The 13,479-nt window shown below is 55.4% G+C and carries 9 protein-coding genes; 5 read left to right on the top strand and 4 right to left on the bottom strand.

What is annotated here, in order from left to right; translation table 11 throughout:
• Positions 1–62 precede the first annotated feature (62 nt).
• Both ACSOSP_RS33020 and argE read right to left on the bottom strand, forming a co-directional pair.
• Positions 63–1,160 (bottom strand): aminotransferase class V-fold PLP-dependent enzyme, encoded by a 1,098-nt coding sequence (locus ACSOSP_RS33020; protein WP_455314867.1) that lies wholly within the window; start codon positions 1,158–1,160, stop codon positions 63–65.
• A gap of 178 nt (positions 1,161–1,338) precedes the next feature.
• Positions 1,339–2,511 (bottom strand): acetylornithine deacetylase, encoded by a 1,173-nt coding sequence (gene argE, locus ACSOSP_RS33015; protein ID WP_455314866.1) that lies wholly within the window; start codon positions 2,509–2,511, stop codon positions 1,339–1,341.
• A 685-nt stretch (positions 2,512–3,196) separates the two neighbouring features.
• On the opposite strand from argE, the gene ACSOSP_RS33010 reads away from it, so the two are divergent.
• The 5 genes from ACSOSP_RS33010 to ACSOSP_RS32990 all read left to right on the top strand — a co-directional run bounded on the left by ACSOSP_RS33010 (position 3,197) and on the right by ACSOSP_RS32990 (position 10,403).
• Positions 3,197–4,498, top strand: coding sequence for an MFS transporter (locus ACSOSP_RS33010; protein ID WP_455314865.1), 1,302 nt, complete (start codon positions 3,197–3,199; stop codon positions 4,496–4,498).
• Between the two features lie 99 nt (positions 4,499–4,597).
• Entirely contained in the window at positions 4,598–5,686 is a 1,089-nt protein-coding gene (locus ACSOSP_RS33005) for a porin (protein WP_455314864.1), read from the top strand.
• A gap of 571 nt (positions 5,687–6,257) precedes the next feature.
• Entirely contained in the window at positions 6,258–8,057 is a 1,800-nt protein-coding gene (locus ACSOSP_RS33000; protein ID WP_455314863.1) for a methyl-accepting chemotaxis protein, read from the top strand.
• Positions 8,058–9,029: 972 nt separating this feature from the next.
• A complete protein-coding gene (locus tag ACSOSP_RS32995; protein ID WP_455314862.1) occupies positions 9,030–9,566 on the top strand; it encodes a hypothetical protein in 537 nt (178 codons plus the stop codon).
• A gap of 147 nt (positions 9,567–9,713) precedes the next feature.
• Positions 9,714–10,403 (top strand): GntR family transcriptional regulator, encoded by a 690-nt coding sequence (locus ACSOSP_RS32990; RefSeq protein WP_455314861.1) that lies wholly within the window; start codon positions 9,714–9,716, stop codon positions 10,401–10,403.
• Positions 10,404–10,672: 269 nt separating this feature from the next.
• Here the strand turns inward: ACSOSP_RS32990 and hisD are convergent, their stop codons facing one another.
• Together hisD and ACSOSP_RS32980 are read right to left on the bottom strand one after the other, a co-directional pair.
• Positions 10,673–11,980, bottom strand: a complete 1,308-nt coding sequence (gene hisD, locus ACSOSP_RS32985) for a histidinol dehydrogenase (RefSeq protein WP_455314860.1) — start codon at positions 11,978–11,980, stop codon at positions 10,673–10,675.
• A gap of 154 nt (positions 11,981–12,134) precedes the next feature.
• Positions 12,135–13,241 (bottom strand): LacI family DNA-binding transcriptional regulator, encoded by a 1,107-nt coding sequence (locus ACSOSP_RS32980; protein WP_455314859.1) that lies wholly within the window; start codon positions 13,239–13,241, stop codon positions 12,135–12,137.
• Positions 13,242–13,479: the final 238 nt, after the last annotated feature.

Raw genomic sequence — 13,479 nt, 5'->3', positions numbered from 1 at the left:
GCGTCGCTGCGATAGTCCCGCTTCACTCGCACCTCAATCAAAACACTATTCGCATCTGATTTTTACTTCGGAAGCGCGCGGGCCAGACGTTCAATTCCACCATCCGAGGTGCTGAAGCCAGGGGAGAGCCGCAGGCTTCGCCCGCGCGAGTCGACGACGATCTGGTGCGCTGCCAGCGTTCTTACGACATGTTGCACGTCGAGATGCGAAGGCACATCCGCCATAATGCTTCCGCCTCGTTGCGTGTCGTCGCGTGGGGACACAAGCCGATAACCCTTCTCGTCGACGATTTCGATGATGCGGTGACAGAGTTCGAGATTCTGATTTCGTAGCGCTCCGGGAGGCTGCCCCATCACCCAATCGAAGCCCGGAGCCGAGGCGATAAATGGCAGGACAGATGGCGTTCCAGTATCGAAACGACGCGCGTCGGGCGCATACGAAAATTGTTCAATATCCCAGTTGAAGGGGTCGTCCTGGCTAAACCATCCGCGCACGGCGGGAGTCATGCCACTGTTCAGGAGGGCGGGCGCCACGTAGCCCAGTCCGGCACCTGGAACCCCACACAGCCATTTCAAGCTCGTTGAACATGCAAAGTCGCAGTTCGATGCGTGCACGTCAAATGGAATAATCCCCGCGCCTTGCGTGATGTCGACAGCGACCAAGCTCCCGACGCTACGAGCGTGAGCGGACAGTGCATTCAGATCGGCCCGTTTAGATGTCAATGACGATACCCAGGTGATAACGGCTAACGCTACATCCACTCCCCACCACGCAATGAAATCGTCGTCGCGCACATACGCTTCTCCCTCTCTCAACGGCACAGTGACAAGGGTGAAGCCATACCGATCGGCAAGCCCGCTCAAAAGGAAATGCAAGCTAGGGAAACAATCGGCTGCGATCAGAACCTTTCGTCCGTCCAGCGCACGTTCGCCGAGCCCGTCCACGAAGCGCGCGAACGCATCCGTCACGCCAGGCGCAGCAAAAACGTGTGCTGAATCGGCGCCGATCAGATTCGCCCATCGAGCAAGCAGCGCGGATCGAGCACCAAGCGACGTATCCCATCGGCGATCGTTTGGCGCGCACCAGTCGGACGCGAAACGTAAGAGCACCTCTGAGATCGCTTCCTTTTGTCCAGGAAACACACCTACCGAGTGATACATGAGCCAGCCGGAAAAATCGCTACGCTCTTGCGATAAGACGTGTGAAGTTTTATCTGATTCGGTTGCTGTAGGCATAGTGTTGGATAGGTTGACTAGTGTGATGACACTTAAGCGCTTCGCTGTCGACGCGGCACGCCCTGATGATGCCTTGCGCGGGGCTGTGAATGCCTCATCGACCCTAGGTCGTCAACGTAGCGACGACCTGTTTAATGAATCGTTCGCATAAAGCGAGTTGTTCAAGGCTTACGAATTCGTTTGCCTTATGAGCATTGTTGATAGACCCAGGACCGCATACGATGCTCGGAACTCCGGCGGTCTGAAAAAAAGACGCCTCAGTGCCGTAAGCGACCTTCTTCGGACTCGAGTTTCCTAACAAAGCACCCGCCAAGCGCTGCAGTTCCCTGTTTTCATCTGCGTCGAGTGCTGGAATATTTCCGATGCACTCAAACTCTATCGCCGCAGCATTGCTCTGTGCCTTCATTCGCGGCAGGACACGTTCCATCGCGTATGACTTAATCGCCGAAATGAAACGATCGGGATCAACACCCGGCAGGAAACGGTACTCGAACGAAAATTCGCATTCGGCCGGAACGATGTTTTGACCGTTACCACCAGCAATGGTATTTGTCGATATTGTCGAGAATGGCACATCGAAATCTTCGATACGATGACCGCTTTCCATTTCCTCGTCAGCCAAGTCCTGAATGCGCGCGATAAGTCTTGAGGCGTACTCGATTGCGTTTACCCCTTTAGGAGTCAACGACGAGTGCGCTGCGCATCCGGTCAACTTGCATCTATATATACGGCCACCTTTATGGGCGGCAACAACGCGCATCTCCGTGGGTTCTCCGACGATGCAGCCATTGGGTTTGATGCCCGCGTCACGCATGTCAGCGAGCAGCCCAGGAATACCTAAGCAGCCGGCCTCTTCGTCGTAGCTCAATGCTAGATGTACCGGTTCGCGCAGATTTGAACGGCCGAAGAGCGACGCTTGTGCGAGCGTAGCGCCTATAAACCCTTTCATGTCGCATGCGCCGCGGCCGAAAAGTTGACCTTCTCTTAGCTCGGCTTTGAAGGGATCGCTGCTCCAGTGTTGCCCGTCGACTGGTACAACGTCAGTGTGTCCGGAAAAAACGATTCCTCCAGGGCCTTCGCCGAAGGTGGCGAAGAGATTCGCTTTGGAGCGATCGGTGTTGTAGTCGAATCTTAACGATGCGCCGGCTGCGCGAAGTTTTTCGGCGGCCCACTCGATGAGCAGCAAATTAGAGTTGCGGCTGACCGTGTCGAACCCTATGAGTGTCGAAACGCATTCGACGGTTTCTTTAGATGGCGCGTTAGCCATATCCGACATGAAATCTTCCAAGTGTGGTCCCGCTGGTTCATGAACAAGCCAATGCTTGGTGAGCATGCAGTTTTTAAGCAAGCGCGCTTGGAGCTATCCACGCCCCACGTGAGTTGCTGTCAGATACCGGTAGCGTCGCTTCGCGCGAGGATCGGGTCGGCACAGAATCAATCGCGCCCATGTAGCCAAGGCAGTGAGATTCGGTTGCGGCGCAGACTGTCCCCTCGAAAGCTCGCAAAAAAGTGAAACAAACATCTGAATACAATTGAAACCAGTTTAGATGGCGCCAGTGACTCATGTCAAGACGTACTTGCGGGACCATGCTCAGCCCATCTACCACGAGCCAGATGCCCGAAAAGCGCGGACTAAACACCTATTTAACGCTTACGTCCTAAATTTTTTCGTTTAGTGCTTGACGTCAACAAATTTGGCTACGTACATTTGAATTCAATTGGTTTCAGTTTGTAGAAAAACAATGTCGGCCAGCGCGAGGTAAGTCGCGGGGCCAGCAGGCTTGGGCTGCATTCGGCGGTTGCATCCAGGAAGGGTGTACCCGATTCAGTCAATTGAAACTGCTTGATGGCTCCCTGGGCCCTGCGAGTCGCCGCTATTTTTTTCGAGCGGACTCCGACGGGGTGCCAAGCAATGGGAGACTCGCCGCAGCACGTAACGCAAACTAAGGATTGTCAAGGAAATGAAAACACAATCGCTGTCCGAGCCCGTCGAGAAACACGCAGACGACGCCCTGTTTCAGAGGCTTACGTGGCATTTGCTGCCAGTTCTTTTCGTTAGCTACGTTGTTGCATACATTGATCGCGTGAACGTTGGTTTTGCCAAGTTGCAGATGCTTGATGACCTGCATTTTTCAGCGTCTGTTTATGGACTGGGATCGGGAATATTCTTCCTCGGGTTCCTCTTGTTCGAAATACCAAGCAATCTAATACTGTATCGTGTCGGCGCTCGGACGTGGCTTACCAGAATCATGTTGACTTGGGGAATTATCTCCGTGTTGACCATGTTCGTTCGAACACCGAATCAGTTTTATATTGCGCGATTTCTTCTTGGCGTCGCGGAGGCGGGTTTCCTGCCTGGAGTTGTCTATTACCTCTCCCAATGGTTTCCGCAAGATAGGCAAGGTCGTGTCATTTCAATGCTTGTCACGGCAGCAGCTCTCGGTGGCGTGCTTGTTGGCCCCTTGTCGGGTTGGATCATGAGTTATTTCTCTGATTCTGAAAGGCTGCACAATTGGCAATGGCTGTTTCTGCTGCAAGGCATTCCGGCGTTGATGGTGGCGTTGGTGCTTTGGGTAACGCTTCCTGACAATCCAGCCAAAGTCCGTTGGTTGTCTTCGGAAGAGAAAAAACGCTTAGTGTCGCTAGTGGGAGATGCGCAACGGCATCTGCCACGGAAAGATAAAATCCGTGAGGTGTTGCGCGAACCCAATGTCTGGCTTCTGGCACTGACGCTTCTAGCCGTGAATCTCGGCATCTACGCAGTGATTTTCTGGACTCCGACAATTATCAGAGATACGGGTGTTAGTAGTTTGAGCAATATCGGTTATATCTCAGCATTGCCATACATCGGTTCAGCTTTAGCGATGCTGCTGCTTGGAAGAAGTTCTGACCATTTTGAAGAGCGACGCTGGCATATCGCTGTCACCTGCGTAGTTGGCGCGTTAGGCCTTGTCCTGACGACAGTGGCAAATGGCCCGGAGATCCGAATAGCGGGTGTCATCGTAGCCACATCTGCATTCATTGGAAGTACACCTTTGGTTTGGGCGATGAGTGGAAACTTCATGAGCGGTAGAGCCGCCGCGACAGGCCTTGCGTTAATCAACGCGGTTGCTGCATTAGGTGGCCTTGTAGGGCCTTACGTAATGGGTATTGCCAAAGATCTTACGGGTAGCACAACCTCCGCCGTACTTGCCATTGCTGCCATCGCCATGATGGGGAGCTTTTGTGTCTTGAAACTCCCCGCGACCGCAAAACACACTTAAAAATCTGCTCAACCGCTCAGCGGGAATTTACGCAACAACTTCACGATACGCACTGAAAATCCAAAAGGGGAAACCATGAGACGAACTGGAAGCAGCGAAATGAAATACAAGCAGATCACGTCGCGGATGGCGATCGGCCTGTCCGCGCTTGCAGGACTGACTAGCGCAGCCTACGGACAAAGCAGTGTCACGCTGTATGGCATCGTCGATGCCGGCGTGACATGGAACAGTAATGCAGGCGGCAAGACTGTTACCTTACTTGACACCGGTGTGATGCAGGGCAATCGTCTAGGTTTTCGAGGATCAGAGGATCTCGGCGGCGGAACGAAAGCGATTTTCGCGATCGAGAGCGGCTTTAATCTGGGCACTGGTGCACTCGGTCAGGGCGGATTGGGCTTTGGCCGCATGACCTGGGTAGGGCTTTCCGATAACCGGTTGGGCACGATAACGCTTGGCCGTCAGTACGACTTTATGTACGACTCGCTCGGCGGCTACAACACGCCGACTTGGTCGGCGGGCGGGTACAGTAACAACCCGCTCGATAACGATCGACTAAGCGGCCAGCGCGTGAACAACGCCGTCAAGTATGTGACATCCAGCTATGACGGCTTCACTTTGGGTGCAATGGTCGGATTCTCCGACCTTGCCGGTCAGTTCAACGGTACGGGGCGAACTTACAGCTTCAGCGCAAATTATGTTAACGGGCCGTTGAGTATCGGTACGGCTTACACGGACATCTGCGGCCAGACTCTCGACATTTCTCCTCTTGTCGGCTCGTCGACGCCTGTGCTGCTTGGTGGCAATTTCGCCCGCACCTTTGGCGCGGGTGGTACATACAAGATTCTGTCAAGCTTGACCACGTATGCACTTTATACGCAGTCGATTTTCCGCGGGGCCGCTGCGACGGCAGACGGCACGTTCCGCAACTACGAGGGCGGTATCGCCTGGCTCTACAACGCCGCATGGAATTTCGGATTCGGTTACACATTGACGACGTTGAATGGCAATAAGTATCACCAGGGCAACCTCACCGCCGATTATTTTCTGTCAAAACGCACCGACGTGTACGTGGAATCCATTTTTCAGCACGCCGTGGGCGATACAGCACATGCCGATATCATCAGCATGGCCGGCTCATCTGAGCGCAATCAGTTGCTGCTGCGGATCGGCATGCGTCACCGCTTTTAAATATTTCTCAATTTAGATAAGGACTACTTTTTATGAAAAACGAAAACGCTTTAGCTACCACGGCTGGTTGATGTCACTCGGTCGGCACGTTTCCAGGCCGGCAGAACGCGGTGCATGCCGTGCTTGATACCTTCGTGTCCCGAGTTGTACCGGCTACACCGGGTCCGGTGGGGATACTGTCTGCGAGCGCGGCAACACGCGCTTGATGATTGTGCGATGCTACTTGGCGCGCGTGAAAATGTGAACAGAACCTGGTTTAGCTTAGAAGTCCTACAAGCTTGGGTGTGTCATGCGAACGTTATTCGCGCCGCAATACCTGAACGAACCGGAATCGCGCCGCACGCGGCGTCGCAGAAGCATCCCGACGATTGCGAGCGAATCACGTAATCACGAGTTTTGCGGTGTGTGGATGCGTATTGGGTGAATGAGATGTCAACCGGTGCTGTGTGGATCGTTCAGAGCGGTGCATGCCCGCGCTCACGCTCATCATGTTCAAGTCAGCGCTACCCTTACCGTTTGCGCTGGGAATCCGGCTTTGCGGTCATTCGTTTTCCTTTACACAGGCGTAGCCATGTTCTCCTCCATTCGCGCGCGTATCCTCGCTGCATGTCTCGCTCTTGTCGTCTTCGCGCTTTTCGCAAATACCCTGATCAATTACTTCATAGCGAAGTCGTACAACGATGACGCAATCGACCGCAGCCTGAGCTCAATTGCAAGCAGTCATGCCGTCGCGATTGGCGACTGGGTCGCATCGAAGAACCGGATGATCGCATCGCTGCAGGACGCGGTGATGTCACGAGATCCGGTACCAGCACTCAGGTTGGTCGCCGCGGCAGGCGGCTTTAACGACGTCTGCGTCGGCTACGCGGACAAGACCATGAGGTGCGCTAGTGTTACCGCTATACCACCCGGCTACGATTCGACCAGCCGGCCCTGGTACAGACTTGCCGCGCAAGCCGGTACTCCAGTAGTCACACCGCCTTACCTAAGCGTCCCCGACGGCAGGCTGCTCGTCGCGTTCGCGGTGCCAATCGTGCGCGACGGCGAGGTAGCGGCTGTCGTGGTAGGTAATGTTACGCCGGACAGTGTGATCGAAAACGTGAAGTCGATTCATCCGACCCCGCTGAGTTTTGGAATGTTGGTCGACAGCCGCGGTCGTATCGTCGCGCACCCGAACCCGGAACTGACGCTCAAACCGGTCACCAATGTCGCGGCCGAAATCGGCGGGACGAAGCCCGGGTGGATTGCGGCAACAAAAGCGCCAATTGAGGTTCACGTCAGAGGTGACGCAAAGCTGGTGCGCGCGCAACCGGTGCCGGGCACCGACTGGTACGTGCTCGTTGCACTCGACAAAACCGAGGCCACGATCGGGACGCGCTCGTTATTGAGCGCATCGCTCGCGACCCTCCTTGTGCTCGCCGGCGTGTCGTCGCTGATTGTAGGCGCGATCACCGCTACGGCGTTCCGTCGGCTATCGCTGGTGCGTGAGTCGATGGCCGCGATCGGCTCGGGCACAGGCGACCTGACGCAACGCCTGCCGGTCGACGGCCGAGACGAGGTCGCCGACATCGCACGCTCGTTCAACAGCTTCGTTGATAAGCTCCACGATGTGATGCGACAGATCCGCGGCGCGAGCGACTCGGTGCGCTCGGCGGCGACCGAGATCGCCGCCGGCAATCGGGACCTGTCGTCACGCACCGAGTCAGCAGCCGCGAGTCTCGAGGAAACGGCCGCGTCCATGGAAGAAATCACAGCGACCGTCGCGCAGTCGGCGGCCGCGGCCGGCCAAGCCAGCGAACGCGCGGCTGCCGCGTCGAAGGTTGCATCGCATGGCGGCGCAGTTGTGTTAGACGTGGTCGCGACGATGGAGAAGATCGAGGAAGCGTCGGGCCGGATCGGCGACATCATCGGCGTCATCGATGGCATCGCGTTCCAGACCAACATCCTGGCGCTGAATGCGGCTGTCGAAGCCGCGCGCGCGGGGGAGCAGGGCCGCGGCTTCGCGGTCGTCGCTCAGGAGGTGCGCAGCCTCGCACAGCGCAGCGCGCAGGCCGCGCGCGAAGTGAAGGCACTAATCGAATCGACGGTCGCAAGCGTCGAGGCCGGGTCGGGACAGGTACGTCAGGCCGGTGAGACGATGCGCGAGATCGTCGCGAACGTCGCGAACGTGACGACAATTATCTCCGAAATCACATTCGCGGCAAACGAACAGACACGCGGCATCCAGGAAGTCAATCGTGCGGTCACGCAACTCGACGAGATGGTGCAGCAGAACGCCGCGCTCGTTGAACAGTCGACTGCAGCCGCGATCGCGTTGCAGTCGCAGGCGGACGCACTTGCTTCGACGATCGACCAGTTCAAGGTCACCTGACAGGTCGCCCCAGTTTTTCATGTACGAGAGGCGGTCGATCCGCATGCGTTCTGTGCGCAGCCGCATACGGGCGGCCTTGTTCGGAACGGTAAGGCTCTCCGAGAAGCGGGCGCAGCTATACATTTTTAATGGAAACGAGTCTGCCAAACAAATTCCACAGGTTGCTGATGTTGGCGATAACAGGGTGATGTGCGCCCGAAAACGCCGCGGGTATAGGGCGACGCGTTGATGAACTGACTCTTCAGATCACCATCGGGAAAATAGAGGCTTATCTTGCCGCGCTTTTCAGGCTCTGATTGTATTCATGCCAGTTCGTTACCCCATACGTCGGTTTCTCGCGCTTGCGCTCCGCGCCTTCTTGGAGTCTGGCTTTGTACGGCATCCGCTTGGATCCAATGCCTCTCTGAAGCGTTGCTTATATCGCAGCCGCAACGCACCTATAACACCCCTTCCGAACAAAGCTTTTCCCCTTTGACAACATGTCCCATGAGATCTTGCGCCACGAGAACTAACGATTTATCCAATCACATTTCTGGCTGCAGCGCATTATTTGTCGCGGGTGTTTTATTGTGCCATTCATGGCAGCAATCGCACACGCGCAAAGCGGTGGTTTAATTTACGGCATTTACGGATGCTGATGTTACGTGAGTAAGTAACTCGGATCGATCTCGCAATTTTTTATTAGATACCGGTGATGAAAGGTAGCCACCTCAGGTTTAAGGGGACTGAAGATATAGGGTCGTGATTCATGGCGATTTTTGATATTGAGAATGGTTTTTCAGTAGCAACCAGGAAGTTCGAGCAGGGAGAATCAATAATTGGTCGGCAGGTTCGGGTTGGTTTATCCCACGGCGAATTCGATGGCGTAAGCTCACTCGCCAATATGACTTTTCCGTTGACACACTTGAAAACTACTACACGCCTACGTGGTCTGCTGGCGAATATGCAAACAATCCACTCGACAACGATCGGATGAGCGGGCAGCGAGTAAATAATTTAATTAAATATATGTCGCCGAACTATTTTGGGTTTGTGTTTGGCGCAAAAGATGGATTCTCAACCCTCGCAGGTGATATAAACGATGCAGGAAGGACTTATAGTTCTACTACGACGTATCAGCTGGGTAATTTTAGTGCAGACGCGGCATATACGGAGGTGAGTAAAACCGCGCTTGACATCTCAGCACTAGAGGGAACAAGCAAAGTCGATGTGATCGCGGTGCGCTATCTTCGAGATTGGGGTGCTGGAGCGAGCTATGCCCTATTGAAGTTCGTATTTTATCGGGTGTTCTCGCAGGTGTTATATGTGGGGATGGAAGGGCAGCAGATGAAACTAAATTATATAAACTATCAAACAAGTTTTTCCTATCGCGCTACTCCGTCCAGACGGACTAACAAAGCCCGCTGCGCAAAAATTTCATCAGTTGGACCTGACAGCCGACTATTTTTCTCTGTGCGAACCGACGTCTACGCCCAAGCGATCATCCAACTTGCTACTGGCGAAGGGTAACGCGCTGACGTTATAGGTATGGCCGGCTCCTCAAATGGCCACCGGACGCTGTTACGGATCGGCATGCATCAAAAGTTTTGAGGCTCCTAAGGGCGCGGGGTGACTGCTTGCTATAGAATTTGCTCGATCAAATCCTATGAATCTCGCATGCTCTCCAAGAAGACTGACCAACAGCGGCGTCCGACATCTAGGCTTAAAACGGAGTCGCTCCTCGACACGATCTACGGTGACATTCGAAGGCGCCTTAACCTTGGCGAATGGCGTCCCGGTGACCGATTGCTAGACTACGAAATCGCAGAGGATTTCGACTGTACACGGATGCCCGTTCGCCAAGCGCTGCTCCGCCTTGTCAACGACGGCCTGCTCAATACGACAACCCGGGGGTTTCAGGTCCCGGTGCTCTCTGACGCTGAGATTCGCGAGATTTTCGAAGTACGCCGGGTCCTGGAACCAGCTGCTGCAGCGATGGTCGTTGCGGTCGCTGATCCAGATCAGCTTAGAGCGTCACTTACCAAGGCTGTTGATATCGCGAAAGTTGCGCTTACTCATCACGATACCGCAATCATGGTCAGCGCAAACACGGCTTTTCGTCGCGCGTGGTTACAGTGCGTTCGCAACGAACGCCTTCTACAAATGATCGCAATGTCTGCCGACCACGCTAACCAGGTTCGGTTTTCGAACACTCAAGATATTGAGAACTACGAGACCACAATATCAGAGCTAGAGAAATTAGCAGGCGCGCTGACGAGTGGAGATTCATCCCGTGCGCAGGCGGCTATGTTCAATTTCTTGTTAGCCGCCGAGTCCGCATATTTTTCCCGGGTTCAGCGTATTTAATCTGATATTCAGTATCGCGAAACTCCTCTGGCTTCGGCGAGTGCTGCTGTGAATGAATTCTAGAACGCCCGCCTGCCGATCGGTTTTCATCGGAGGTTCGAGACCTACCACAGCACGGCATACAAAGCTTTTGCTCATCGCTGTGCCCAGCCTCGCCCAATCAATCAAGCCGGGCCGGTACACCAGAGGATGTTTCAGATTATTTCGTGTACGAAGCGACCCGCAAGTGGCTCCGTACGTGTAGCGACAACTTTGGGGCGGTCTGATTTTCAGACCGCAGCTCCGCCGTATGGCACCTCCTTGTGTCCGTAGCGACGCACCCGCAGATTTGCCTGTTCGCCGTGCCCGGCGAAGCCTTCCAGCGCGCACAGGCGGGAACAGTATTCACCGATCAGCGCGGATGCTTCGTCGGTGACAACTGTCTGATACGTGCAGGTCTTCAGGAATTTGCCCACCCAAAGCCCACCGGTATAGCGCGCCGCCTTCTTCGTGGGTAACGTATGGTTCGTGCCGATCGCCTTGTCGCCGAACGCAACGTTTGTGCGCGGCCCGAGAAAGAGCGCACCGTAGTTGGTCATGTTTTTCAGGAAATAGTCTACGTCGCGGGTCAATACCTGGACATGTTCGGAGGCGATGTCGTTTGCAATCCTGACCATCTCCTCGTCGCTGTCCGCAACAATGACTTCGCCGTATTTATCCCACGACTTGCGGGCAATGTCGGCGGTCGGGAGGATCTTAAGCAGCCGCTCGATCTCCGTCAGCGTCTCACGCGCGAGCTTTTCGGAGGTTGTCAGCAATACGGCGGGTGAGTCCGGACCGTGTTCTGCCTGTCCGAGCAGATCAGTCGCGCACAACTCACCGTCGACCGATTCGTCCGCGATCACGAGCGTCTCTGTCGGCCCCGCGAAGAGGTCAATTCCGACGCGACCGAAAAGCTGCCGCTTGGCTTCTGCGACGAACGCGTTACCCGGGCCGACCAGAATGTCTACCGGTGCAATCTTCTCCGTGCCGATTGCCATGGCGCCGATCGCCTGGATGCCTCCGAGGCAATAGATCTCGTTCGCACCGGCCATATGTTGTGCAGCGACGATGGCGGGCGCTGGCTTGCCGTGGAAGGGCGGCGCGCAGGTAATGATGCGTGGCACACCGGCAACACGAGCGGTGATTACCGACATGTGCGCGGAAGCCAGTAGCGGGTATTTGCCGCCCGGCACATAACAACCTGCGGCGTTGATTGGAATGTTCTTGTGTCCGAGGATTACGCCAGGAAGCGTTTCCACTTCGATATCGCGGATTGATTCCCGTTGGTGTCGTGCGAAGTTTTCCACCTGCTTCTGCGCGAATTCGATGTCCGCGATGTCGCGCTTGGTCAACTCGGAAAGGCAATCGTCGATTTCACGTTGCGACAGCCGGTAATCCTCGCGATCCAGCTTGTCGAACCGGATCGACAACTTGCGCACTGCCTCATCCCCACGCGTCTCGATGTCCGCGAGTGTTGCTTCCACGGTATCACGTACTTCTTTCGCCGCAGACTTGATCACTTCGGCTTCTGCGCCGTGCTTGAGCCATTTCGCCATTTGGAGTTCTCCTTCATGTTTAAGTTAGCGTTTGCATTCGTATGCAAGAATGTTTGCATGCGAATGCAAACATTGCTCCAACAATAGATCCTTCTCAGAAGAATTTCAAGTTATCAATCGATAATTATTGATCTGACATGAACCCGGGCGCTGCTCATCGCGATGTGTCCGGGCGCTTGCGCGAGCGCCAGATCCAGTGGTCTGCGCGCCGCACAACGCCGGTCTGCGGGGTGCGTGCGGAACCACGCACGATCAATTCTCCGTCGATGATGTGCTGCACAACGGGCTCTTCCACTGTGGAAAGCTGACGTTCCACAACCTCGACGACTCGCCGGACCATCTGCTCAACGGGCTGCGAGTAGGTGGTCAGCCCGAAGATGGGCCATCGCGCCATCTCAATGTCGTCAAACCCCACGATGGAAAGGTCGGTACCAACCCGGAGTCCGAATTCCGCCCGGGCAAGATTGATAGCCACAAGTGCCATGTAATCGTTGGCGCAGAAAATGGCGTCGGGCGGTGTCGCGGACGACAGCAGCGTGCGTATCGCCGACTCTGTGTCAGGAGCGGAATAGTTTCCGACTACGCGTTCAACGTGACTGACCTTGTGTTGGGCCAGACCTTCTAGAAATCCGGCCTCCCGGTCCCGGCTGGTTGATGAATGCTCAAGTCCGGCGACGTACGCGAAACGCCGATGTTTGCCGGCGAGCAGGAAGGCGGCAAGTTCCTTTGCCCCCCGTCGGTTGTCGCCAGTGACACTGGAAACAGAATCGCTGTCGGTCTTACGGTTTAGCATGACCACCGGAAGTCCCATTTGCTGGCACTCGTCCGCGAAATGGGATGAAAGACTTGTCGATATGAGAACCAGCGCCTCCACCCTGTACCGCAGTACCTCTTCAAGGATCGGGTCTGAGCCCGCCAGCGGATCGGAGGTGAATAGCAATACACGGTAGCCGATCCTGGCAAAGGAGGCTGAAAGCGCGTCAAGGGCTGCGTGGTAGAAAGGGTTGGCGGTACGAGGTGCCGCGACGCCAATGAGACTCGAGCGCCTGGTAATTAGCGAGCGGGCAACCAGGTTGGGACGATAGCCAAGTTGCTCTGCCGCTTCCAGGACTTTCGCGCGCATGGCCGCCGACACGCTGGCGCCAGGAGTGAAGACGCGAGATACCGCGGACTGGGATACGCCCGCGAGTTCAGCGACCTCATAGGCTGTAGCGGGGCGCCGTTCGGGTTCCACTTCCATCTTGGCCGGTCCGGGATTCATCAGTGCTTTCCATTGAATCGTTGCTGTGCATCGCCGGCGTGCAGCGGCTCGGGATGCAGTAAACCCAAATCATATCCTGATGGGGAAAGCCCTAACCGGGGAAGCTTGACTTCATGCTTTCGGAATTATAAATTATCAAATAATAAACAAAGAGGCGCCAATGTTTTTGACCGATGATCCCGCGACGTTCCATGAGCACTACTGCGGATGGCGCGATGATTGCCAATGGGGACATCCA

The sequence above is a fragment of the Caballeronia sp. KNU42 genome, assembly GCF_053760385.1.
The sequence above is the reverse complement of the archived record's forward strand: the minus strand, read 5'-3'. Positions and strand labels throughout refer to the sequence as shown.